The following is a 25821-nucleotide window of genomic DNA, read 5'->3' as shown; positions in this document are numbered from 1 at the left end:
TAAATCTGTGCTCTTTGGCTTAAGATTTCTTGATGTTCATGCTGGCTTTTACCAGATATACAATCAGCAGTACATAAGCTACCAGCGAAACCACCTGACTCAGCGGATTTTCGAGCCATGCCTCGTTTACGAGGTTGATACCTCCGAAGCGCATAGCCGCGCTGACCACTCCCATCAGGGCACCGCCGGCAATGAAACCGGAAGCAAGCAGCGTTCCTTTTTCTCCACGTTCTGTGTTGACGGCTTCATCTTTGCTGCGGGTAGTAACGTACCAGTTGACAGCTCCACCTACAATAAGCGGCAGGTTCAGTTCCAGCGGGATAAACATACCCAGTGCGAAAGCCAGTGCCGGCACCTTGAAATAAGTCAGTACCAGTGCCAGTACAGCTCCTATACCATACAGCAGCCACGGAGCAGCCACACCGTTCATCAGCGGGTCGATAACGGCAGCCATCGCATTAGCCTGAGGAGCAGCCAGAGCACCCGATGAGAATCCGTAAGTCTTGTTCAGAATCATGATGACACCTCCTACGGTAGCAGCCGAAACCAGTGTTCCTAAGAATTTCCAAGTCTGTTGCTTGGCAGGCGTACTTCCCAGCCAGTAACCGATTTTCAAGTCGGTAATGAAACCTCCTGCCATAGACAGCGCGGTACAAACCACACCTCCCATGACCAGTGAAGCTACCATACCGGTAGCACCTTTCAGGCCGACAGCAACCATCACGACTGAAGCCAGAATCAGTGTCATCAGCGTCATACCCGATACCGGGTTAGTTCCTACGATGGCAATGGCATTGGCTGCTACGGTAGTAAACAGGAAAGAGATACCCGCTACCAGAATAATAGCAACGATGGTATGCAGCAGGTTGCCTTGCATTACATCGAAGTAGAAGAACAAGGCCACCAGTATGATGGTAATGATAGAACCGATTGCGATGATTTTCATGGAAAGGTCTTTCTGCGTACGCACTACATTGGCTTCCGCTTTCTTACCGCCCATTTCCTTGGCTGCCAAGCTTACGGCACTTTTGATGATGCTCCATGAACGTACGATACCGATAATACCCGCCATAGCAATACCTCCGATACCGATACTTTTGGCATACTGAGAGAAGATTGCTTCGGGCGACATGCTGCTTACGGTTTCAGTGATAGCCGGATTCCATGCATTCAGTACCTGGTCGCCCCAGATGAGTGAGATGCCCGGAACGATAATCAGCCATACGGCAAGTGAACCGACGCAGATAATGGCAGCATATTTCAGGCCCACGATGTAACCCAGTCCCAGTACGGCAGCTCCGGTATTGATTTTAACGACGAGCTTTGCTTTTTCGGCAATCATTTCTCCCCATCCGCAGACGCGGGTTGTAAAGTTCTCGTTCCACCATCCGAACGTAGCCACGATAAAGTCGTACAGACCACCTATCAGTCCGGCAAAGAGCAACGGCTTAGCCTGACTTCCTCCCTTTTCGCCCGAAACGAGTACCTGCGTGCTGGCAGTAGCTTCAGGGAACGGATATTCTCCGTGCTTCTCGCTGACAAAATATTTGCGGAACGGAATAAGGAACAGGATACCCAAGATACCTCCCAGCAGCGAGCTGACAAACATCTGGAAGAAATCGACTGTCATTTCGGGATATTTGTCCTGCAAGATATACAAGGCAGGCAGGGTAAAGATGGCTCCGGCTACGATCACACCCGAGCACGCTCCGATAGACTGTATGATGACATTCTCGCCTAATGCACTTTTACGTTTGGCTGCACTCGAAACACCTACGGCAATGATGGCGATAGGGATGGCAGCTTCGAACACCTGACCGACTTTCAGTCCCAGATAGGCTGAGGCGGCAGAAAAAAGTATCGCCATGGCAATACCCCATAACACCGACCAGAGGTTTACCTCCGGATAATTTTTGTCGGGCGACATCAGTGGGTGATACTGTTCTCCCGGTTTCAGTGGACGGAATGCATTTTCGGGCAGTCCCGTTGGTTTTTCGTTTGTTTCTTTCATGTTTTTTCAGGTATTTAGTTTCTTAAATATTTCTTCATGCCGTCGGTAAAGTAAATACCCATCTTGCCGTCTTCGCGTGCATAGATGAAATACGCATCGAGTTCCGGATGTGCGTTGCAGATAGCCTTGGCAGAGTCCAGTCCCAGTACCATGAACGAAGTGGCGTAGGCATCGGCTGTGGCGCAGTCCTTTGCTACGACTGTCGACGAGAGAATGTTATGCTGTACCGGATAGCCTGTACGCGGGTCGATGGTATGTGCATATTTCTTGCCATCCTTGTAGTAGAAGTTACGGTAATTGCCCGAAGTGGCAAGTCCGGCATTCGTAATTTCGAGAACCGTCTGCAACTCTTGGTTTACGGCGAGCGAGTCGTCTATCGGCTTGTTGATACCGATGCGCCAGCTTTCCATGTTCTGGTTCTCACCTTTCATGACCAGTTCGCCTCCGATGTTGATCATATAATTCTTGACTCCTTTTCTGTCGAGCAGGCGTGCCACACAGTCCACTCCGAATCCTTTGGCAATAGCGCTGCAATCCAGCATGACACGAGGGTCTTTTTTGACAATTTTGCCGTCTGTCAGGTCTACTTTATGGAAACCTACAAACTGGCGGATGCTGTCTATTGTATTCGGCTGTATGCCCGTTGCGTTCTTGAATCCGAATCCCCATGCGTTCACCAGCGGGGCCACAGTGATGTCGAATGCTCCATGTGTATCGTTGGAAACGGTTTTCGCAAGGCGGAAAACATAGGCAAACATACTGTCTACCTGCATGTCTTCGTTGTTGTTGATGTGTGTGATGACCGACTGCTTGTTGAACGGAGAAAGCGAGTTGTCTACTTTCTGCAATTCGGCTTCAATGTCTTTTTTCAAGTTCTCCTTCGACTGGTAGGTTATCTTGTACATTGTTCCGAATACCAGTCCTTCATCTGTCTGGTAAGGAGCTTGTTTCCGGAGAATCAGAACCGTTCCGATAATCAGAAATGCCAGGAACGGGAGTTGCCATTTTACGTTTTTATTTGTCATAGGTGCAAGTCTTTATTATGAGTTAAGAAAAAGATGTTCGATAAGGATTTTCACGCCGATGCCAATCAATACCAGACCACCGAAAAGTTCCATACGAAGATTGAAACGTTTCCCGAAGAAGATGCCGATCAGGTTGCCGGCTATAGAAAGAACAAACGATGCGAAACCAATGATAAGCAGCGGACTGAACAGTTGACCGACGGCATTGAATCCGGTGAAAGCAAAAGATATTCCTACAGCCAGTGCATCGATGCTGGTAGCTACCGCCATGGTAAGAATCACCTTCAGGCTGGTAGGGTCGAAACTACATTCTTCGCTGTCCTTGAAATGTTCGCGTATCATGCGGATTCCGAGGAATGCCAGCAAGCCAAACGCAATCCAGTGGTCGTACGATTCGATAAGGTGGTTGAAACGGCTTGCTCCGAACCAGCCGATGAGCGGCATCAGAGCTTGAAAGAATCCAAAGAAGAAAGCCATTTTCAGGAATGTCTGCCAGTGTATGCGGCGCAGTATGATACCGCTTGTAACGGAAACTGTAAAACAGTCTATCGCCAGACTGACGGCAAGCAACCATATTTCGAGTGTAGTCATTTATGCTTAAAAAGGTAAGTTATAAATTAAATTATACGTCAGGTTGAAACTGCTTCCCCCATTTTTCCCGAATCCGGGCACATACCACGGTGTGGAGTTTTCGTGGCTGTCTACGCTCACGCGCTTCTTGTAGCGTACAGCCCATCCCATGTGGAAGCGCTTGTATATTCTTACTTTGATACCTACTACGCCTTCCAGCCATTGTGCCTTACTCTTTTCGCCCAAGTCGGCATAAGGTATGGTGATGTGTCCCCCGTAATTCGGGTCGGTCATGTCGGGACCACTGGCATCGTAGCTGAAACTGCTCATACCGTATCGCAAGCCCACATACAGGTATCCCGGCAGGTAAGGCTTCTGGTAAAACACATTATAGTCCATACCGATGCGGAAATAAGGAGCCGAAGTCTTATAGTGCATATCGTTGGCATCGTTGATGACATCCGTTTTTCCATATCCCACTTCGATAACGGGCAGAAAGCGGTTCTTCAGGTTCGTCTGAAGGATGATTTCGCTGCTCAGCATGTCACTTCCCAGCAGATACCCGCCCGCGCCGGCTATTTCTATACCGATGGACGTTCCCTGATAGAGCGGGGAAGCCTTGTATTCTGCCTTCAGTGTTTCCTTGTCCTTTTTCTGTGCATGTGCAGGAGTTGGAAGCAGCAGACTACTCGTCAGAAGCAATAACAGTGAAATATATTTTGAAATTTTCTTTTTCATTATTGTCTATATTCGGGTTGGTTATAGTCAGTGAGTCGAGGCGGTGGTGCGTACTTGTTACACCGGTAACCTCGTAAAACATCATCGACCCGCAGTCAAGGTTGATGAAGTAGGGGATATTCCGGTGACTGATGTTGATGGTATCTGTTCCGGAAAATCTGTTCTCCAGACTACGGTAGCTAAGTACGAAACGGGTACTGTTATTGTAACTGAGCGGCAGCTTGAAACTGCTGGCGCCAGCTTCTCTGTTTATGAAGGTGTCCGAAACCAGAGAGTCGACGGTACGTGGCTGCAGGCTTCCGTCTGTAAGTGTATCGTATACAACGATGCCGACGAGCGTCTGGCCTACAACGGTTATGGTGTCTGATGTGCTGAACGACCGTCCGTTCTGGTCTACCAGTGCGAAATGTGCATACGACATGGAGTTAGGCGGACAATTCTCCACCTCGCAGGCGGGGAAGAATACGCATAAGAACAAAAGCAAGCCTAATATGACCGGTAGTTTTCTCATGGTTACAGTTCTTTTTCTATTTGATATTTGTTACGCTCGGGAGCATTGCGGGCTATCAGTTCTCCGATAAATCCGGCAAGGAACAACTGGGTACCGATAATCATGGTTGTCAGGGCAAGATAGAAATACGGACTGTCTGTAATCAGTCTGTACGGATTGCCCGAGTACAGGTCGTACAGCTTGTTGATGCCGATGATGGCTACAGCGATGAATCCCAAGATGAACATGATGGAACCCAGAAAGCCGAAAATGTGCATCGGCTTGACGCCGAAGGTGGATAAAAACCACAGGGTAAGCAAATCCAGGTAGCCGTTGACGAAGCGGTTCAGCCCGAATTTGGTCTTTCCGTATTTTCGTGCCTGATGATGAACGATCTTTTCGCCGATTTTGGTAAAGCCGGCATTTTTTGCCAAGTAAGGAATGTAGCGGTGCATTTCGCCGTAAACTTCGATATTCTTGACCACGTCTTTCCGATACGCCTTCAGTCCGCAGTTGAAGTCGTGCAGGTTATGGATGCCCGAAACGGCACGTGCCGTAGCATTGAACAGCTTGGTCGGGATTGTTTTCGACAGCGGGTCATAGCGTTTCTGCTTCCATCCGGAAACCAGGTCGTATCCGTCGACGGTAATCATATAGTAAAGTCCCGGAATTTCATCCGGACTATCCTGCAGGTCGGCATCCATAGTGATGACCACATCGCCTTCCGCCCGTTCGAATCCACAGAACAAAGCCGGCGACTTACCGTAGTTCCGGCGGAACTTTACGCCTTTTACTTCTTTGTTCTCCTTGCTCAGCGATTCGATAACTTTCCATGAACCGTCGGTACTGCCATCGTTTACGAAAATAATTTCGTAGCTGAAATGGTTTGCGTCCATCACTCTCTTTATCCAAGCATGCAGTTCGGGTAAAGACTCTTCCTCATTATATAAAGGTACGATTACTGATATATCCATAGGTCAGAATTGTTTTTTTTGTTTCATTGCCACCAGGCCGGTAGGTATGGCGAGCAGGATACCGTAAAATATATTTTGAAAAATCAATTGAAATGTAAGTTGCAGTGGGGTTAGCGATGAAATGGTGTCGAATGCCTGAATCAGTTGATCGATGGAGGTTACCATTTCGCCTTGTGCAGCCGATTTGACGTTCTCCAACTGCTGCAGATAGGCACTGGCCAGAAAGCCGTGATCCAGAAAACGGAAATAAACATAGTGTGCCACGGCTACCAGAAGAGTAGCAAACAGGTACATGTACAAGGTGAAAAGAAACGCGCGGAAGAATGACAGTTCGCCGTTGCAATACGTGTTTCTGAACTTGCGTACATAAATGTAGCCTAACACCGGGACAAAAAGAGTAAGCAGCACGAACAAGAGCTGGAGGAAAGGAATACTGAACCCTAAGGGGAGAAAAATGAATTTAATAATCCAGTATATTCCCATAAAAGTACCAAATCGCATGGCATGTTCCTGAAGTGTAATCGGTCTGTCTGTTGGCATTTCTGTTTTTCCTTTATATCTTTATATTTATAAGACTACAAAAGTACGTTTTTTGGAGATATTCCGGGCTATAAAACTTGGAAAAAACGTATTTCTTTCGATTTTTGTGAAATTTTTTGAGACAAAGTATTGCACATTCAAAAAATATACCTACCTTTGCACCCGCAAATGAGAAACATCGCAAATGAATCTCTGATGCAGACATAACATGGGTAAGTCCCATACGGCCAGCTCCCTTCGAATCCTCCAGGGCTTGATCGCAGCAAAGGTAGTTGGTTGTAGCGGCGCGATATGGTAAGCTTGCCCACCTGCCTCTTTAGCTCAGTTGGCCAGAGCACGTGATTTGTAATCTCGGGGTCGTTGGTTCGAATCCGACAAGAGGCTCGAAAATAAAACATAGTTATTGCCTCTTTAGCTCAGTTGGCCAGAGCACGTGATTTGTAATCTCGGGGTCGTTGGTTCGAATCCGACAAGAGGCTCGAAAAGTTGGAACATTGTTTCCAACTTTTTTCGTATATGGGCATAAAAAATGCCGCCGGTGTTGTAGCGGCAGCATTTCCTTGTACATAAAGTTTAGTTAGTCTAATTGTTTCTCTCTTTAATTCTCCCTGTTTTGTATATAAAAACAATTTTGGGGCCTTTTTGTTGAAAGGGCATGTTTTTTTTCTGTTAAAAGTTCGTTCGGATGAACTTTATTGCCTGTTTTTGTCCGTTGGTTTACTGCAATTCAAAAAGGAGCATAAACTTCTTTATCAGTATCAATTTGCTGGATAAAGCGGTAAACTGCTGACTCTCGCTTTTTTGTTTTTTCCTGTTCTGGCAAAAAAGAAGCCGGAAAACTGAAAATTTATTCAGTCTTAGTGCATAAAAACATGTAAATCGGTTTTTTTATGCATGTTTTCCCGGCAAGTTTCGGGAAAAACGTCAGCGAAAAATTTAAAAACATCGAGAGAAATTAAAAAAATCTCCTGATAAGTTGGCTGTCTTTTCCGCAAAAGTCATCAAAAACCTTGAAAATGGGCTTTTGTAAGGGTGCAGACAGGCTATTTTGTCTTTCCTGATTTGTTAAATTTTTAGCCATTAATCTGATTTACAGCAGGATATGCCTTATAATACTTCTCGGAAAACAGTTGCCCGGATTATTGTCCGCAAACAAACGATTCTCGGAGGAGAAAATATACAAAATGTCATTCTGACAGGTATCGTTTGTTAATCTGTATATTGCGGCAACTCACTGGCTGGTCTTTCGGGACTTGCAGGATTTGACAAGAGGGTAGAGGAAACTGCCTGTTCGGCCATATTTTCTTCGTTTCCACACGTAGGAGTCTGTATGCCTCCCAGCAAAAGAAAGTCTAAGGGTAAGATAATCTTTTTCATACTATGTTATGGTTGTTAGTGGGTAATTGTTTTACGGTTGTAAGCCATCGTTTACCTGAAAACGCATGATATGGGGAAAATCCCTATTCCTTTTTGTTAAAATATCTTATAAGCCAGATGTTTTTTGCTGTTTGCGGCAGATTTTCCGACAGAAAGCCAGACCGATATTCCGTTTTTTTAGTTGACCGGCTGCTCATATTCGGCAAATCTTTCTGGCAGAAAAATCCTTTTGCCTGAAAAGAATAGGGCAGGGCGTTCCGGCAATTATGGAAACAATCCGTTTTTTTCTTTGGCAGATAAGTATATTTTTTTCTTGATTTCAATCAAGTTTCTGTATCTCATTCTTCTGTACTTCTTGTCTTTTGCGTATTTTTGCATTCGAAAATCGAACAATTAATTATTAAAAATTAAAAAGGAATGGGTGGTTTTTTCGGTACAGTCTCAATGGCTGAATGCGTAACCGATTTATTTTACGGTACGGATTATAATTCACATTTAGGAACAAAACGCGCCGGTATGGCGACTTATTCGGAAGGAGAAGGTTTTGTTCGTTCTATTCATAGTCTGGAAAGCTCTTATTTTCGTACGAAATTCGAAGCAGAACTTCCAAAATTCAGAGGTAAGTCGGGTATAGGCGTTATCAGTGATACCGATCCGCAGCCAATCATGATTAATTCTCATCTCGGAAAGTTTGCGATTGTGACAGTGGCAAAAATCAATAACATAGCCGAACTTGAAAAGGATTTGCTGGATGCCAACATGCACTTTGCTGAAATGAGTCTGGGCAAAACCAACCAGACCGAACTTATCGCATTGCTGATTGTGCAGGGAAAGGATTTTGTAGACGGTATCGAAAATGTTTACAGGCGGATAAAGGGTTCCTGTTCCATGCTGATCCTGACGGAAGACGGCATCATCGTTGCCCGCGACAAATGGGGACGTACGCCTATCGTGATCGGAAAGAAAAACGGAGCCTATGCAGCTACCAGCGAGTCGAGCAGCTTTCCTAACCTCGATTATGAAATAGAGCGTTATGTGGGTCCGGGTGAAATTCTCCGTATGCGTGCCGACGGACTGGAACAGCTCCGCAAACCGAATGAAGAAATGCAGATCTGTTCGTTCCTGTGGGTATATTATGGTTTCCCTGTATCATGCTACGAAGGCCGCAATGTAGAAGAGGTACGTTTCATGAGCGGTTACAAGATGGGTAAGACGGATGAATCGGAAGTGGACTGTGCCTGCGGTATTCCCGACTCGGGTGTGGGTATGGCTCTCGGATATGCCGAAGGAAAAGGTATTCCTTACCACCGTGCCATTGCCAAGTATACTCCTACCTGGCCGCGCAGCTTTACTCCCAGCAATCAGGAGATGCGTTCGCTGGTAGCAAAGATGAAACTGATACCGAACCGTGCCATGTTGCAAGGAAAACGTATCCTGTTCTGCGATGATTCTATCGTACGTGGTACCCAGCTTCGCGACAATGTAAATGTATTGTACGATTACGGAGCAAAGGAAGTGCACATGCGTATTGCCTGTCCGCCGCTGATTTACGGTTGTCCGTTTATCGGGTTCACTTCTTCCAAGAGCGACATGGAACTGATTACCCGCCGTATCATCAAGGAAATAGAAGGCGATGAGAATGCCAAGCTCGACAAGTATGCTACCACCGACTCGCCCGAATACAAGGAACTGGTAGAGCGTATCCGTGCCCGCTTCGGACTTACTTCCTTGAAATTCAATACACTGGAAACCCTGATAGAAGCTATCGGGCTGCCGAAATGCAAGGTCTGCACACACTGTTTCGACGGTTCCAGCAAGTTTTGAAAAAAGGAAAGTGTGAGTATCACTGGAAAGAGATAAAGAGAGATTCCCTTATATAAAAGTTCCCCGAAGGCTGAATGCTTTCGGGGAACTCTTTTTTGTATAGACGATAAATAATTGTTTCCTTCTTGCGTTGGAAGCGTTTTTAGAACGCTTCTGTCATGTTGAAGTAGAACAGATTCTGGCGGTTGATGAAGTTTCGTCCGAAATCGAGCCGGACGTTCATACGCGGCTGAACCTCTATGCGTAGTCCTACTCCGGCATTAGGCAGAACACCTTCTATCTTTCCCGGAGTAGGTCCCATGAATCCGGCTCCTCCCCAGGCAACGAATCCCAGATGGCTGATTACCTTTTTTATCCAGTTGCTCTGGTTCGTATTAAACATCTGGCGGTATTCTACGAGAGCGAGGTGCCCGCTTTTGTCGCGATATTGTCCCATATAATATCCGCGCAAGTCGAAAGGCGTTCCGCTAAGAACATATTTGTTGAGCGGAATATTGTTTCCAAACACATTCTTAGTCTGTATTGTCCATGCCAGCACTTTTCGTTTGCCTACCAGTTTGTATTGTCGGTAATCGAACTCGAAGCGATAGAAGTTGTCATCTCCTCCCAACCATTTCTGATACATGATACCTCTGAAGTCCAGATAAATACCTTTATAAGGATTGGCCGGAACATCACGAGTGTCGTATGTCAACAGAAATCCCAGTCCCGAGCTGAAATTGCTATATCCGCTTGCAGTACCTCCTGCTCTCTTGTAGTCCTCCTGTTCGGGCAGATATTTGGCAGGATTGGTTATCTTGTCGTAATTCAAGTCTATTTGCGGACCGGCAAAGAAGTTGCTTTCGCCAAGGCGGAACAAGAACCAGGGATTAATCTGTATGCCGCTGTAGCGGTACTGGCTGGTAGTATCGCTTCGTACGTAGTCTTTGTTGGTAGTATAGCCTACGCCGTAGAAATTCTCCTGTGTATTTTTGTAGCTGAACTGTCCGAAAATACGGAACTTGTCGTTCTTGAAGAAAAGTTGAGGTTTTACCATGATGTTCAGTCCGCCCTTGAACATAAACGCCATAGCCACAGGCAGTACGGAACGACGCATGGTCGTGTCCTTCGGGTCCATACGGAACGTCATCAGGGCACTTCCTCCCACCAGCAGACCAAAGTCGGGGCTGAAGCTCGGTCCTCCCAAAATATTATAGTGCAGATTACGTTTTGCTAATTTTTTTTGATGGAGTTCTTTTTTATTCAATGAATGTGTGGAAAGGGTGTCACTCGCAGGTGTGCTGCTTGATTCCTGAGCCAGGCAAGCTATTGCAAACAAGCATGTTAGGCATACTAAAAATAATCTCTTCATAATTATATTCTTTCGAGGCACAAAAGTACGAAAAAAAGCATTATCTGTCCCGTATTTTTATAAGAGTTTGTGGTATGCTATGTGTTTTTAACGGCTTTGTGCTAAATACCACATACCGATTATAAATTAGGCCTAAAAAATGGTAATGTGTTTGGCTGTTCGGAAGCTATTTCCTATTTTTACACAAAAGAATCATTAACAACGAAAGAATATATGACAGTAATAGAACGTTTTTTGAAGTATGTAACTTTCGACACGCAGTCTGACGAGTCAACCGGTGTTACTCCCAGTACACCGAAACAAATGGTGTTTGCCAAGTATCTGAAAACCGAGCTGGAAGCTCTGGGGCTGGAAGATATTTCGCTGGATGACAACGGTTATTTGTTTGCAACTCTTCCTGCCAATGTGAATCGAGATATACCCACTATCGGATTTATAGCTCATATGGATACCAGTCCTGATATGTCGGGAAAGAACGTGAATCCCAATATTGTCCGTAATTATGGAGGCGAAGATATTCCTCTGTGCAAGGAAGAAGGTATCATTCTTTCTCCGAAGCAGTTTCCCGAACTGCTGGATCATGTAGGAGAGGATTTGATTGTGACCGACGGCCACACCTTGCTGGGAGCCGATGATAAGGCGGGTATTGCAGAAATTGTAGCTGCTATGGCTTACTTGAAGGAGCATCCTGAAATAGAGCATGGAAAAATCCGTGTCGGATTCAATCCGGATGAGGAAATCGGACTGGGCGCGCATAAGTTCGATGTAGAGAAATTCGGTTGCAAGTGGGCGTATACGATGGACGGAGGCGAAGTAGGAGAACTGGAGTTCGAAAACTTCAATGCGGCTTCTGCCAAGATACATGTAAAGGGAAGAAATGTACATCCCGGGTATGCCAAGAACAAGATGATCAATGCTTTGCTCGTAGCCAATGAATTTGTGGGTATGTTGCCGGCAAACGAAACTCCTGCTACGACCGAAGGTTATGAAGGGTTCTATCATCTGATTGGTATGGAAGGTGAAGTAGAACAGGCTACCGTTTCATATATTATCCGCGACCACGACCGTCAGAAGTTCGAAGCACGCAAGATTTTTATGCAGGGATGTGCCGAAAAAATAAACAAGAAATACGGCGAGGGTACAATTAAGGTCGACATAAAGGATCAGTATTATAACATGCGCCAGCAGGTAGAACCGTTGATGCACATTATCGACATTGCCTTTGCTGCCATGCAGGAAGCTGGTGTAGAGCCGAAAGTGAAGGCTATCCGCGGAGGAACAGACGGAGCGCAGTTGTCATTCAAGGGGCTGCCCTGTCCGAATATTTTTGCCGGCGGACTGAATTTCCACGGTCGTTACGAATTTGTTCCCATTCAGTCTATCGAAAAGGCTATGAACGTGGTAGTCAAAATAGCCGAACTGACAGCAAAAAGATATTGATGACAGATCAGTAAAACACACGGGGATATTCCCCTTTCACCACAGGTTATAACCAGTACCGGTTGAGATGAACTTTTCGGGCGGAGTGAAGTATAATCTGTGGTGATAATTTAAATATTAACCTTAAACATTCTATTTGATGAAAACTACTCCTTTTACCGAGAAGCATATCGCTCTCGGCGCCAAAATGCATGAATTTGCGGGTTATAACATGCCTATCGAGTATTCGGGTATTCTTGATGAACACAATACGGTTTGTCAGTCGGTTGGGGTATTCGATGTTTCTCACATGGGAGAATTCTGGGTGAAAGGACCGCATGCTCTTGAGTTTATCCAGCAGGTTACTTCGAATAATGCAGCTGTACTTACCCCGGGTAAGGTGCAGTACACTTGCTTCCCGAATGAAACAGGAGGTATTGTCGACGATTTGCTGGTGTATTACTATGAGCCTGACAAGTATATGCTGGTGGTGAATGCTGCCAATATAGAAAAGGACTGGAACTGGTGTGTAAGTCATAACACAGTAGGAGCGGAACTTGAAAATTCTTCCGACCGTATCGCACAGCTTGCTGTTCAAGGACCAAAGGCTATCGATACGTTGCAGAAACTTACTTCTCTGAACCTTTCCGAAATACCTTATTATACATTCCGTGTAGGTGACTTTGCCGGAGTACCGAATGTTATTATATCGAATACGGGCTATACGGGTGCCGGTGGTTTCGAACTCTATTTTTATCCTCAGGATGCAGACCGTATCTGGAACGCTATTTTCGAAGCGGGTGCGGCATATGGCATAAAGCCTGCAGGACTGGGTGCACGTGACACGCTTCGCCTGGAGATGGGATTCTGCCTGTATGGCAATGATATTGATGATACTACCTCGCCGCTTGAAGCTGGCTTGGGATGGATTACAAAATTTGTTGAAGGAAAGAATTTTACCAATCGTCAGGCTTTGGAAAAGCAAAAGGCCGAAGGGGTGACACGCCGTTTGGTAGGATTTGAAATGATAGACAGAGGTATTCCTCGTCAAGGATATGCATTGCTCGATGCAGAAGGAAATACAATAGGACATGTTACTTCGGGTACAATGTCGCCTACTCGTAAAATAGGTATCGGATTAGGTTATGTACAGGTTGCATTTGCCAAGCCGGGTACGGAAATTTATCTGGACAATCGTGGACGGCATCTGAAGGCAAAAGTGGTGAAACCACCTTTCCGGAAGAATGTATAAAAGTGGTATTGTCTGTTATCATTTAAATAGGAGAATATGTATGCTATTGATCCGACAACGGAGGGACTGGAGGCATACTGGAAGATGGATGAAGGTTCTGGCAATAACTTTAAAGACTATGCCGGACATGGAAATGATGCTCATTCGGTAGGCGAAACGGTATGGTCGCCCAATGAACGTTTGGATGGAAAGAAATAAATATGTTTCTTTGTACTTTGAATTGACCGAATAAGATGCAACATAGAAGGCGTTACCTATGACAAGGTCTGACGCCTTCTTTTTTATATCTATTTTATAACAATAAATTATTATGAAAACACTAAGACATTTTTCAAGGTTTGCTTTAGGAGCTTTGCTGGCTTCTGCTTGTCTGCAAGCCGAGGCACAGATTGATTTAGTGAAAGGTGGGAAAACTAAATCAGTCATCGTTTTGCAGCAAGATTCCAGAGAGAATCGTACGGCTGCAAATATTTTGCGCTTGTTTGTTGGACGTATTTCGGGTGCGGATATTCCTATTGTAACGGATAAGGTCGTGAAGAAAGGCGATATACTTATCGGAGCCGAAGCACCAGACGGAGTAAAGGAGGATGGGTATGCTTTATCGACCTCCGGGGGAATCCTGAAAATTTCGGGTGAAGCAAATGGAGTAGTTTATGGTGCGGTATCTTTGCTTGAAGATTATTTGGGAGTAGATTATTGGGGGGAAAACGAATACTCACTGAAGAAATCGGATAATATATCTTTGCCGTTGATTGAAAAAGTTGATAACCCTGCATTCCGTTATCGGCAAACGCAGTGCTATGCAACCAAGAACGATTCCATCTATAAGTGGTGGAACCGGCTGGAAGAACCTCAGGAAGAATTTGCTGCCGGATACTGGGTACACACGTTCGATAAATTGCTTCCGGCAGAAGTCTATGGAGAAAAGCATCCTGAATATTATGCATATTTCAATGGGAAGAGAAATCCGGGCAAGGCAAGTCAGTGGTGTCTGAGCAATCCGGAAGTCTTCGAAATCGTATCGCAGCGTATTGATTCTATTTTCAAGGCAAATCCTGATAAAAAACTGATTTGTGTAAGTCAGAATGATGGTAACTATACGAATTGTACATGTGAAAACTGTCGGAAAATAGATGAGGAAGAAGGGGCTTTGTCGGGTTCTGTCATTCATTTTCTGAATAAGCTGGCCACACGTTTTCCCGACAAGGAATTTGCGACACTTGCTTATTTGTATACCATGAATCCTCCCAAGCATGTCAAGCCTTTGCCCAATGTGACGGTAATGCTGTGTGATATTGATTGTGACCGTGAAGTTTCATTGACGGAAAATGCCAGTGGACGCCAGTTTATGAAGGCACTCGATGGCTGGTCGAAGATTTCAGACAATCTTTTTGTGTGGGATTACGGAATAAACTTCGATAATTACTTATCTCCATTCCCTAATTTTCACATCTTGCAAGATAATATACGTACTTTCCGCGACCATCATGTGAAAATGCACTTTTCTCAGATTGCAGGTAGCTGGTGCGGTGATTTTGCGGAATTGAGAGCTTACCTTGTAGCCAAGTTAATGTGGAATCCCGATGCTGATGTAGACAAGTTGATGAAGCATTTCCTGAATGGATATTACGGTGCGGCTGGTGATTATTTGTATCGTTATATAAAGGTGATGGAGGGTGCTTTGCTGGGCAGCGGACAGCGTCTGTGGATTTACGATTCTCCTGTTTCCCACAAGAACGGCATGTTGCGTCCGGCACTGATGAAGCGTTATCAGAAACTGTTTGATGAGGCCGAAGCTGCTGTTGGCAGTGATGCAGTCTTGTTGGAGCGGGTAAAGAGAGCACGTATGCCGTTGCTTTATTCCGAACTGGAACTGTTGCGTACGGAAACTGAAAAGGATTTGGCTACCGTAACGCAAAAACTAAATTATTTTGAACAGGAAGCCAAACGCATGGGCGATCCGATGTTGAACGAGCGTAACAATCATGCACTGGATTATTGCAAGTTGTATCGTGAGCGTTATTTGCCGAAAGAAAACGTCAATTTGGCAAAAGGTGCTAAAGTCATCTGGTTACAGCGTCCTCACGAGCGTTACGAGAAATTAGGTGAAACAGCATTAACCGACGGATTGTTTGGAGGTGCTGGGTTCGTAGAAAGCTGGATTGGCTGGGAAGGTACAGACGGATCTTTTGTACTCGACCTGGGTGAAGTGAAGGATGTAAGAAGCATTGAAACCGATTTTCTGCATCAGATTGGTGCATGGGTTCTTTTCCCGTTGAGCGTATCGTATAGCTATTCGACAGATGGCGAAAATTATCAGTCATGGAAAACGATTGATATGCCTGAGGAACGTTCGGGAAAGGTACTTTTCAGAGGGGTGAAGGCTGAGTCGGATACTCCTTTGCAGGCACGGTACCTGAAGGTTGAAATAACGGGGACAAAAGTCTGTCCTCATTGGCATTATGGGGTAGGTCATCCTTCGTGGTTCTTCATCGACGAAGTAACGGTGAAATAAGGCTTTTAAACATATTATTTCCTGTTTTTTGATAGACTGAGTTCCTGAATGCAAGTATATGCTAAAGTCGGGAACTCAGTCTTTTCTTTGGAAAATTGTAAAACACTGTTATGGATTGCGTATCTTTTCTTAATTTATGTTGTAAAACACACTTTTCTATGCCATTTATTTGCTAATAACGAGATACTCCGTATCTTTGCAATGTGTTTTTCATAGTATTAGATTTAAGGTTAACAAAGGTTGGAGTACAGCGGTACTCCTTTTTTTATGCCCGTATGTTTGGACATCGGTTTGTTAAGTCACTTATACAAAAAAAGAGAGGCTTCGCAAGGAGCGAAAACCTCTCTCAATAAAATGATAGATAAATCTGTTAATTCTTTTCCAAGTTCATCAGTACACGTCCCAGCATCATGATGGAAGAACCGCGCAATTCAGGAAGTGAAGTTCTGATATACTTGATTACTTCAGGCATCAGTTCCGGTGAGTCTGGGAACAAGCGAGTGACGTTGAGCAGGATGAGTTCGAAATCTTGTGAGTCGAGTTCTGATTTTTTCTGCTTAACCATTTCGAAATAGGCTTTCTTATCTCCCTTGGCATAGCATTCTATCAGTTCGAATACAGGAGCGAACGGATATTTCTGGTCCAGTTTCAGCGAGTAGATATCTTGCTTGAGCTGCTGGTAGTCTGCTTCATTGAATTTATTTTCAGCGAAGATATAGCCCGAAAGATAAGTCGAAGTCGCCGAGTGATAAAGCTTCTGGAGGTGAGCCAGTGCTGCTTCTTTTGTCTTGCTGTCTGCCTTTTCAACATTCTTTGTCCAGAATTGACATTTCGGGTCGGAAACGTCGAACGTATAGCGTGTGAAGACAAAGAGATTGTCGGCAGAAAGCTTTTGTTTGTCGGTTAGTGAGTTGAAGTAATCATCGATTATCTTGTAGCCTTCATCCAGCTTTTTCTGTTCCATAAACGACATGGCATAGGCATCTACCAGTTCAGGAGTTCTTTCGCCGCTGTCGTAGCGTTGCTTCATGCGTTCGGGAGTCATTTCCGGGTTCAGTTCGTTTTTCACTTTAGCTACAAATGCATCTGCCGGAAAAGCTCCAGTGATAGTTACTTTTGCCTTACCCTGCTGGTCGGCTATGACAAAGGTCGGATAGGCTTTTACTTCGAACTGCTGAGCCAGTTCTTTTCCTTCTTTTTCGGCATTCAATTTGATGCAGACAAATTGTGAATTAAAGTAATCGCCGACTTGCTTTTGTGGAAATACTTCTTTCGACATTTTCCGGCAAGGACCGCACCAGTCTGTATAGAAATCGATAAATACAAGTTTATTTTCAGCCTGTGACTGTTTTACTGCTTCGTTGAAATCAATGCTGCGGAAGTTGGTCTGAGCAGTTACGGTACTTGTTGCCAGTGTCAGACCCAACAGGATTGATGAAAGTGTTTTTTTCATAAGAGTTAATAGATGAATTATAATATTTTATTTCTGAAAAAGAGATTGCAGGAAGTTGATTCCTACGATGGGGAAATAGGTCTTCTGGCAATCTCTTGTTATTGTTAAGTTATCTCGAGCTGTTACGGTATTCTATTTTCTTAATCTTCAGTGGAGTATGATATACAAATTCTTTATCCAGAGCTACACCTGTCATAATGGGTTCGATGTTCAAATCCTGTCCCATGGTGTATTTGTAAATTGTTCCTCTCTTGTCTGTTTCTGCTGCTTCTTCGTAGGTGCAGACTACCAGGTCAAGTTCGCCACGTGATTGCCATTCGAAACTTGCATAAGTGATTTCTCCCGGATAAGTTTTTACGACTTTGCATACCTTGTTTTCGTAATTGAACTGATACAGTTTGTTGCCTGCTACGTAAATCATGATAGGATATTCGTAAGAGAAACTGTAGAATGTAGCCTTGTCAATATCGGTAGCTTCGGCAGCAGTAAAGCTGTATGCATTGGTCTTGCTGACGGTTGAATAGCTAATGGTCATCTGGTAGATATAGTAATCCGTATTATTTTCCGTACTCTTCATCAGAGCAAAGCTGGATGCCGGATTGTTTTCACCATATACGATGGTACGATTAGTCTGTTGCCATGAGAAGGCTCCTGCCGTTTCAGTCAACTTGGTACAGTATTTAGCATACATGTTTTTCAGGTATACAAAACTTTCTGAATCCATATCATAGAATACTACTGCACTCATTCTTCCGTAAGGATTACAGAATCCCAGAGGGTAGGGCTTGAAGAGTTTAGCCGTGGATGCATCGTAGCGGTTAATCGGACTTGCAAAGATTTCTCCGAAAATGATACTGCTTGCAAAAACTCCATCTTCTGTTATGAAACCACGGTTGCTTGTATCGTATGCTTTTCCATATATTCCTTGATGCGGGAACTGGTCGAGTACTTTCACCGGATGTTTGATGAGCTGAGATGGGAAAGTGAAGGCCTCATTGTAAGTTGGATCGATATCGAATAAGGTCTTGTCCTGAATAGAGTTTTCCAGTTTGTAAGAACTGGTTTCAGTAATCAGCCATAAGTTGACCGGCATGGACGGGTTGGAAATGTATCCGGTATACAACAAGTCTTTTGCTCCCTTGAGCTGTTCTGTATTGGTAAAGATATCGTGTATCATGGTAGTGTCACCTACACTGTTAGGCATACTCAGGAAATCTATTCCAATCACTCCGTCTTCCTTTTCACCCAACACATAGAAACCGGTAGTCAGTGAGGTGCTGACTTGTAGTGTCATATCTGATATAATCCATTGCATACCGGTGGAATTGTCTTTGATAATCAGGTACAGGTTGTAGCTTCCCGGATTCATGACTACGGTTGTTTTCAGGTTTTTCTCATTGCCAAGTACGGTATGGGTATGCTGGTCACTTCCCAAATCCTTTTGACAGGCATACCAGGTATATTCGTACTGGCTGTCGTCATCACCCAGTATACTTCCGGTTATCGTCGGTTCGATTGTCAGTTCTGTGATACCAGCCAGTACAGAATATGTTTTTTCTGTACCTGTAACGGTAATTTCGTTTACCGGAAGATGATCGTACGAGCCTTTGTCTTCTACACATGAGTAGAGACTGAAAAGGCAGCCGAACATGGCTGGATATAATATATGAGTTAGCTTCATAGTAAAATCCTATTTTTATAATTATTATTTGTTATAGTAATCGTCTGGAGTATCGCCGTATTTCCATGCGTTAGGGTCTATGGTGTTGACGGTAGGACAGTGCATCATGGTACCGTCGTCTTCGAGAACGGCATATTCTCTTCCTTTTTTCGCTTGTTCCAGCAAGTACCGGGCAAGAGATTCAGCTATGGCTCCTGCTCGTCCCATCGGCATGATGTTCTTATCGGCATAATCTTCTACGGTGGTATTTGAAACTTCCATCATTAGTAACCATTTCTTACGTGAGAAGCTGCCGAAACTTCCTAAGCCGTTCTGGCCCCACCATCCATCAGGTTGTACCATTACGTCGTTGATAATTACTTTATGGTAAGTTGCGTCATTGTTGTAACCGTACTGAGTTTCCGGAAGGTCATACTTCGTATTATCCACGTAGTTGGTAAATGGGCATGCGAAGTACTCATTGGGTTGTAACTTTAGCTGCAATGTGAGTGTATCATCTACCATTTCCGGAGTACGGTTGAAGGTTATGTCTATATAGGCATATTGTTCTCCTGCTTTGATGACGTAGTCTTTAGGAAAATCTACATAATCTCTTCCTGCTACAGCATCGGTACTGTCTTTGCCGATGGTAATGCTGAATGGGCGGTCGTAATCCTTAATTGTACCACTGGTGGCTACTCGCAATTGTACGGTATAAGTATTGGCAGTCATTGCACCAAATTCTACTGGGGTATAATATTGGTGTGCCCATTGGTCGGGAGATCGGAAGTCTTCCCCCCAGCGTACATCAAAATACAGTCCGTCCACTCCCTCGTAGTCCATGATTTCTTTTTCACAAGAAGTGAAAGATGCGGCAAATGCCAGTATGTATATATAAATCAATAGCTTTTTCATACGATAAAATTTTATTGTCTGTTATCTGTTTCGCTCTTAGGCAGAGGTACTACATAATTGGAAAGTAGCATTTTGTAGGTAGTTGTAACATCGGTACCGGATGCAAATTCTTCCATAGCGTGACGCTTGTAGTAGAAGAACAATTGTCCTTCGCCGATGACTTCACGTGCAAACTCATCTGTAATCAGTTGTTCTTTATTGTCGGCAGTTACTTCTTCGTCCGTAGTCAGGTTACGGTTCCAGCGAATCTGGTGCAGAGCATCCTGTGCTTCTTGCAAGTCGTCGGTACATTCGGCTACGATCAGGTACATTTCGCTGATACGCATAAGTGGAATCATCGACTTGAAATAGGAATCGGTAGTAACCTGTTCGTATTTCAGTGAATAGGTGATACTTGTACTTACGCCTCCTTCTTCTCCTTCGCTGTCGGTACTGGTTACTACTTCTTCCCACATTTTGCGGCGGTAGTCACTGCTGCTGTTTGTTCCGTAGAACTGAGCCAGTTTGGAGTCATCTCCCGACAAGCCTCCTACAAAAGTGAGAGCATCACCTTCCAGGCTCTGTGAGAACAGTCCGTCGAACAAGGTTCCGCGACTGGTGTTGTAAAGACCGAACATTACCTCGGTAGAGAATACTCTGTCGGGGGCGGAAGTAGAGGTCGCTGCCGCTCTGGTTACCCATGGAAATGTTTGATTAAGCGTAATCTCATCCAGCAGTTGGCTTGCGCAGTTATAGGCCTCGGTCTTGTTTCCCATCCACATGTAAAGGCGGGCCAGTAATCCTTGTACGGCATAGTAATTCAGTCGGTACTGGCGGTTGCGGAGGAAGGTAGGATTTTCCTGATTGTTGGTCGATTGTTCGTCCGAGTCGTCGGCCTGTACACCTTCTGTACGAATCGGATCATCTTTCAGCAAATCGGATGCATCTTTTAAGTCTTTCAGAATCTTGTCGCATACTTCCTTGGCTGAGAGAATGGGCATGATGTCTTTGTTGTTGGGAATATCCAGATAGGGGATAGCCTGGCTCGATTCTGTTGAAGATGAGTAAATAGGACCATACAGTCTGAGTAAATCGAAGTGCAACATGGCACGCAGGGCAAGTGCTTCTCCTTTCACAATCGGGTAGTAACGTGAAGAAAGAGCAGTCTCCGGAGCATCACAATGATCTATCAGTACGTTGATGTTGGCTATCATTTTGTACGTCTTTTCCCAGAGCGAACTGGAAGTACTTTCGAATGAATCATCCTGATAGTCGTAGTTGGCATATACTTTATAGGGATGTGTACCGTTGGCAGGTACATTGTAATATTGTGCCATGACATCAATCACTCCCATCGACAGGGTAGAGCCGTAAGTTTCGTTCATGCTGCTGTATATACCGTTCAGTACGGTAAAGAATCCCTCATTTTCGCTATACAGCTTGTCTTCCATGATACCATCTTCCATATCCACTTTCAACCAGTCGGCACACGAGGAAGTGGTGAAGCTGATAGCTGTTATTATTAGTAGGTTTTTCAGTAAGTTCTTTATTTTCATAATGGTAGTTTTTATAATTAGAAACGGATGCCGACAGAGGCTGAAATCTTTCTGGAGAACGGATAATCGATACCTCGTTCTTCCTTGATTGTTGACAGGCGGAACAGGCTATTACCGTATATACGTACGTTGAATGATGAGGCACCGATAGACTGTAACCATTTTCCGGCTGTAGTTTCGTAACCTACAGATACGGTAGAGAGTTCCAGTGTATTGTCATCGGCAATGAAGCGTGATGACATGTTGGTGGTACTTGTATCATCAATACGTTTAAACTTGGCAATATCTCCCGGCTTTTGCCATCTGTCGTACAGTGCACGTTTGTCCTGATTGTACTTTACCTGTACGTCGCTGATGTTTTCTACTTTGTTGAAGAGGGTAGAAAGGAAGGCTTGTCCTCCGTAGCGGTAACTGAAAATGGCATTGACAGAGAAGCCTTTCCAGTAGAAGCTTGTACCGAATGCTCCTTCAATATCTGGAGTAGAATCTCCGCAGATAACTTCGTCGGCCGAATCCCACTTGAAGGTATACGAACCGTCTTTGCGGATAAAGATTTCATTACCGGTCATCGGGTCGATACCTGCCGAGCGGACAGCGTAGAGGGCTGTGTTGCTGGCTCCGTCATAGTATCGTGTCAGGGTCTGGTTGGTACGTCCTTTTTCATTGTATTTTTCCAGCAAGTCGCCAATGTTGTAATAAGTTGTGCGGATGTGACGCAAGTTGGCATTGACCGTCCAGTTCATATCCGGTTTACGGATGATGATATAACTTCCGGTGAAAGTAGTACCAACATTTTTCATGGCTCCGATGTTCATCGGTACTTGTGAAATACCGGTAGAAGGCGGGAAGTCGATGCTCAGCAACAACGGGTCGGTTTTCTTAATAAAGAAATCGGTGCTCAGACGCAGACGGTTGTGGAACATTTCAATGTCGATACCCACGTTGTTTTCATTAGTACGCTGCCATTTCAACCCACTGTTTCCCCATGAACTGATCAGGGCTGCCAGACCGAACATGTTTGGATACTGTGTGTAGTATGTATAGATACTGTTAGCCATCTTGGCATCCAGGTTCGCATTTCCCGGGTTACCGATAGAGTATCTCAGTTTCAGATAATTGAGAACGCCGTTCTTATTGAAGAAATCTTCGTTGTGGATGTTCCATCCCAGACCTAACGACCAGGTTGTAGAGAAGGGATTGTTTACTCCATATACAGAAGAGCCATCGGTACGTAAGTTGAAATCTACCAGGTATCTCAACTGGTAACCGTAGTTGAAGTTAGCATAGTAGCTGGCTGTTCTCGATTTTGCAATCGAAGAACTCGGTCTTCCACCTTCCGGATAACCATTGGCGAAGTTGGGGTTTGAGAACAAGTCGCTGGAATATCCGATTGCCTGGAACATAGACAGATTGGAGTTGTTTTCACTAATCTGCATACCACCAATGGCGTTTACGGTATGTTTGCCGAACGTCTTTCCGTATGATACGTCGAGACTTCCATCGTATGAAGACGATTTGGTGTTCGATTCGGTATAACTACCTCGTTTCAACTCATCGGTTGTCAGATACTTGCTCATTTCCGGAGAATCGAACTGTTTAGAATTGTATCGTCCTACGATGAGGCCCAGTTTGCCTCGAATACGTAATTCTGGCAACGGACGGTATTCTATCTGGAAGTTATTGGTAAACGACAACTGGTTATTCTTGTCGTAACTCTTCTGGTTCAAGTCCCATAATGGGTTGGTTATATATTGTGTACCACCTGTAGGCGATTTGATTTCTTCGATAACCTGTTCTATTTCTCCGTATTCATTGTATTTGTCGTAGAACGGATTGGTACGTGCAAAATCACTGAATGAAACCGTCGGGTTTTCTACATCGGTATTTGTGATATTGGTCTGGTTTGTAAACGCGAATTTATCGATACGGTATGTCAACTGTACGTTTCCATTCAAGACGTCACGGTTAGAATTTTTCATGACACCTTGAGTTTGTGTGTAGGTCATACCAATACCATAGCGGAAAGCTGCATCACCACCTTCGGCAAAGATGTTGTGGCTTTGGGTAAAACCGGTTTGCAGCGGTTCGTTCAACCAGTAAGAGTCGATGCCTTGTTTGGTTCTCAACATACGCTGGTTGTATAGATTCTGGTAATATTCATCGATGATGTTTCCGTTGTCGTCCAATGATCCGTAATATCCGGCGAGCTTTTCATACTGAAGCTTCTCTGAAGAGTTCATCAGGTTGTAGTCGGTCAGGTCGGCCCATTCTATACCAAAGTTGCCGTTGTAGTTGAATTGCAATCTTCCGGCTTCCGGTTTTTTTGTTTCCACTACTACTACACCGTTGGCAGCCTTCGCACCGTAGATGGCAGTAGATGCGGCATCCTTCAGGATGGTAATACTTGCAACTCGGTCCATGCTCAAGTCGGTAATGGTCGACAGAGTTGTTTCAAATCCATCCAGGATGAAAAGTGGTTGGTTCGGGTTGGTGGTATATTCAGTTTCCAGTCCAACTATATTAGTGTTACCTCCAATGTTCAGGTTCATGGTGGCGTTCGGGTCAGATCCGGCAAGGTTGTTTTCCAGCACAATGAACGACGGATCAAGAACTTTCAAGCTTTGCAGCACGTTCTGGTTGCCGACTGTTTTCAGTTCTTTTTCCGAATAAGTAGCCATAGATCCGGTAAAACTCTCAGCTTTTCGGGTATAGATACCGGTAATAACGGTTTCCTGAATAGCTACGGCATCGGGCTCCATACGTACTTTGACCTTTTCAGAAGGATTGTTAACACGTACCGTTTGCGTTTTCATTCCTACATATGAGAAAATAAGCGAATGTACGTTTTGGGGAATGGCAAGGGTGAAATTGCCATCGATATCTGTAATGACTCCAATCCCATTTGAGTTTTTATAAGTAATGTTTACACCGGGTAGGGGATTACCGGTTTCATCGATGACAGTACCTTGATAAGTTACTTTACTATTCTGATTCGATTGAATAGTTTGGTTAGGCGTGTTTTCAGTAGCTGCGTGTATTTGGGTGTTGGCTATCGGAAAAATGCTTGCAGCCAAAACCAAATAATTAAGCTTGTTGCCATGCAGCCAGTTTTTAATTGGTGGAATAGCTTGCGATAAGCAATAAGGATGATTTTTTAAATTCATAGCTGATAGTTATTGTAAGATTGTGTGTGCAAACGTATAGAAAATATATCAACTAACCAATATTTTGCTTGATTTTATTTGAAAAAAATAAATTTTGGTCGGCAACTTTTGATTTTTTAGTTTCTATTTGTAATAATATTTACGAGAATGAATAAATCTAAATTATATTTAATGCGCTGTTTATCAATTTGTTGTAAATGATATTTTTCCTAAAAGTTAGATAAAATTTGTATTTAAGTTCTTATTGATTGTTGGAAGGATAATTAGCTTTCATGTCACTTTCTTACTCCTTTTATAAATAAGAAGATAGTATTTAGCTCTTTTTTATAATTTTTTTTTGGAAGTTCATTGAACTTTTTGGGCTTTATCTCGTTAATCTTTATAGATGGTTTATTGTATTGAAATGTAGATTTAGTTGTTGCATCTTTAGGTGTAATAAGAATGTGGAAAAGGTTAGTTTAAATTCCCGTTGATATGAGGAATTAGAGGATGGGATGCTTTGGCGTTTCAATGAAGCTCTTTTTTTTGTTGAAATGTCAAAGCATCTTGTTCTGTGACGTTTGGCTTTTCATTGAATCAGTATGATTCGGATGTTTTGTAGAAAAGTTCCTTTGTCGGGTTGTTGCTCATTTATAAATACTATTAAGTGATTGAGTAAGCTTGGTTTTACGGTGTTTCCCATAGCTTTCCTGTTTTTTCAGAAAGATGCCTTCTTTTTCTTCGGCTTTTCTCCCGTTGTCGTGGGCTTGTTTTGTACAAAAACTTTAGGAATTTGTACAAAACAGAATATTTTTTGTACAAAAAGCAGAGGAAATTTCAGCATGTCTTTTCGGACTTTCCCGTATTTTCTTATTCAGATCCCGGATTCTTTTGTTTTTTTCTCTTGACTTTTTCGGAGGAAAAATCCGTTTTTTTTAATCCGACTGCCCGTTAATGACAGAATTTATTCCTATCAGCCGTATATTTTTCATGCCTTTTTGGGATAGGCTTGATAGATTTTTTGGTTTC

Annotated in this window: 19 protein-coding genes and 2 tRNA genes; 7 read left to right on the top strand and 14 right to left on the bottom strand. The window is 44.0% G+C overall.

Annotated elements, in window-relative coordinates; genetic code table 11:
• Positions 1-19: 19 nt before the first annotated feature.
• From WKT12_RS06005 to WKT12_RS05975, 7 genes are read right to left on the bottom strand one after another with little or no spacing between them, the layout of a single operon-like run.
• Complete coding sequence (locus WKT12_RS06005) at positions 20-2011, bottom strand: OPT family oligopeptide transporter (RefSeq protein ID WP_340319128.1); 1992 nt, start codon at positions 2009-2011, stop codon at positions 20-22.
• A 14-nt stretch (positions 2012-2025) separates the two neighbouring features.
• A complete protein-coding gene (locus WKT12_RS06000) occupies positions 2026-3036 on the bottom strand; it encodes an FAD:protein FMN transferase (protein ID WP_021971546.1) in 1011 nt (336 codons plus the stop codon).
• 15 nt (positions 3037-3051) lie between these two features.
• Entirely contained in the window at positions 3052-3627 is a 576-nt protein-coding gene (locus tag WKT12_RS05995; protein WP_021971547.1) for a manganese efflux pump MntP, read from the bottom strand.
• Between the two features lie 6 nt (positions 3628-3633).
• A complete protein-coding gene (locus tag WKT12_RS05990) occupies positions 3634-4344 on the bottom strand; it encodes a DUF6048 family protein (RefSeq protein ID WP_021971548.1) in 711 nt (236 codons plus the stop codon).
• Positions 4292-4855, bottom strand: a complete 564-nt coding sequence (locus tag WKT12_RS05985) for a DUF6452 family protein (RefSeq protein WP_340319127.1) — start codon at positions 4853-4855, stop codon at positions 4292-4294. Before WKT12_RS05985 ends, WKT12_RS05990 begins: the two co-directional genes overlap by 53 nt.
• A 2-nt stretch (positions 4856-4857) precedes the next feature.
• Positions 4858-5808, bottom strand: coding sequence for a glycosyltransferase family 2 protein (locus WKT12_RS05980; RefSeq protein ID WP_021971550.1), 951 nt, complete (start codon positions 5806-5808; stop codon positions 4858-4860).
• A 3-nt stretch (positions 5809-5811) separates the two neighbouring features.
• Positions 5812-6348 carry a DUF4199 domain-containing protein gene (locus WKT12_RS05975; RefSeq protein ID WP_021971551.1) on the bottom strand — a complete coding sequence of 179 codons (537 nt, stop codon included), beginning with the start codon at positions 6346-6348 and terminating at the stop codon, positions 5812-5814.
• Positions 6349-6658: 310 nt separating this feature from the next.
• Between WKT12_RS05975 and WKT12_RS05970 the strand changes: the two genes are divergently transcribed.
• Positions 6659-6732, top strand: a tRNA-Thr gene (locus WKT12_RS05970).
• Positions 6733-6753: 21 nt separating this feature from the next.
• Positions 6754-6827, top strand: a tRNA-Thr gene (locus WKT12_RS05965).
• 730 nt (positions 6828-7557) lie between these two features.
• Here WKT12_RS05965 and WKT12_RS05960 read toward each other — a convergent pair.
• Positions 7558-7725 (bottom strand): hypothetical protein, encoded by a 168-nt coding sequence (locus WKT12_RS05960; RefSeq protein ID WP_021969906.1) that lies wholly within the window; start codon positions 7723-7725, stop codon positions 7558-7560.
• 417 nt (positions 7726-8142) lie between these two features.
• On the opposite strand from WKT12_RS05960, the gene WKT12_RS05955 reads away from it, so the two are divergent.
• On the top strand, positions 8143-9549 hold the full coding sequence (locus tag WKT12_RS05955; protein ID WP_340319126.1) for an amidophosphoribosyltransferase: 1407 nt from the start codon (positions 8143-8145) through the stop codon (positions 9547-9549).
• Between the two features lie 142 nt (positions 9550-9691).
• Here WKT12_RS05955 and WKT12_RS05950 read toward each other — a convergent pair whose 3' ends face one another.
• Positions 9692-10900, bottom strand: a complete 1209-nt coding sequence (locus WKT12_RS05950) for a BamA/TamA family outer membrane protein (RefSeq protein ID WP_340319125.1) — start codon at positions 10898-10900, stop codon at positions 9692-9694.
• Between the two features lie 213 nt (positions 10901-11113).
• On the opposite strand from WKT12_RS05950, the gene pepT reads away from it, so the two are divergent.
• The 4 genes from pepT to WKT12_RS05930 all read left to right on the top strand — a co-directional run bounded on the left by pepT (position 11114) and on the right by WKT12_RS05930 (position 16086).
• Positions 11114-12340 (top strand): peptidase T, encoded by a 1227-nt coding sequence (pepT, locus tag WKT12_RS05945; RefSeq protein WP_340319124.1) that lies wholly within the window; start codon positions 11114-11116, stop codon positions 12338-12340.
• A 139-nt stretch (positions 12341-12479) separates the two neighbouring features.
• Positions 12480-13571, top strand: coding sequence for a glycine cleavage system aminomethyltransferase GcvT (gene gcvT / locus WKT12_RS05940; protein ID WP_021969902.1), 1092 nt, complete (start codon positions 12480-12482; stop codon positions 13569-13571).
• Positions 13572-13607: 36 nt separating this feature from the next.
• Entirely contained in the window at positions 13608-13769 is a 162-nt protein-coding gene (locus WKT12_RS05935) for a hypothetical protein (protein ID WP_340319123.1), read from the top strand.
• Positions 13770-13881: 112 nt separating this feature from the next.
• Entirely contained in the window at positions 13882-16086 is a 2205-nt protein-coding gene (locus WKT12_RS05930) for a DUF4838 domain-containing protein (RefSeq protein ID WP_340319122.1), read from the top strand.
• A gap of 370 nt (positions 16087-16456) precedes the next feature.
• Here the strand turns inward: WKT12_RS05930 and WKT12_RS05925 are convergent, their stop codons facing one another.
• From WKT12_RS05925 to WKT12_RS05905, 5 genes are all read right to left on the bottom strand, one after another.
• Positions 16457-17539, bottom strand: coding sequence for a thioredoxin family protein (locus WKT12_RS05925; protein WP_021970359.1), 1083 nt, complete (start codon positions 17537-17539; stop codon positions 16457-16459).
• 109 nt (positions 17540-17648) lie between these two features.
• Complete coding sequence (locus tag WKT12_RS05920; RefSeq protein ID WP_340319121.1) at positions 17649-19220, bottom strand: PKD-like family lipoprotein; 1572 nt, start codon at positions 19218-19220, stop codon at positions 17649-17651.
• A gap of 24 nt (positions 19221-19244) precedes the next feature.
• Positions 19245-20114 carry a DUF4843 domain-containing protein gene (locus WKT12_RS05915; RefSeq protein ID WP_340319120.1) on the bottom strand — a complete coding sequence of 290 codons (870 nt, stop codon included), beginning with the start codon at positions 20112-20114 and terminating at the stop codon, positions 19245-19247.
• 11 nt (positions 20115-20125) lie between these two features.
• Positions 20126-21649, bottom strand: coding sequence for a RagB/SusD family nutrient uptake outer membrane protein (locus WKT12_RS05910; protein WP_021970362.1), 1524 nt, complete (start codon positions 21647-21649; stop codon positions 20126-20128).
• 17 nt (positions 21650-21666) lie between these two features.
• Positions 21667-24813 carry a SusC/RagA family TonB-linked outer membrane protein gene (locus tag WKT12_RS05905; protein ID WP_340319119.1) on the bottom strand — a complete coding sequence of 1049 codons (3147 nt, stop codon included), beginning with the start codon at positions 24811-24813 and terminating at the stop codon, positions 21667-21669.
• Between the last annotated feature and the right edge of the window lie 1008 nt (positions 24814-25821).

It is taken from the genome of Phocaeicola sp. HCN-6420 (assembly GCF_037890145.1).
Lineage (GTDB): Bacteria > Bacteroidota > Bacteroidia > Bacteroidales > Bacteroidaceae > Phocaeicola.
This window is presented reverse-complemented; position numbering and strand designations above follow the sequence as displayed.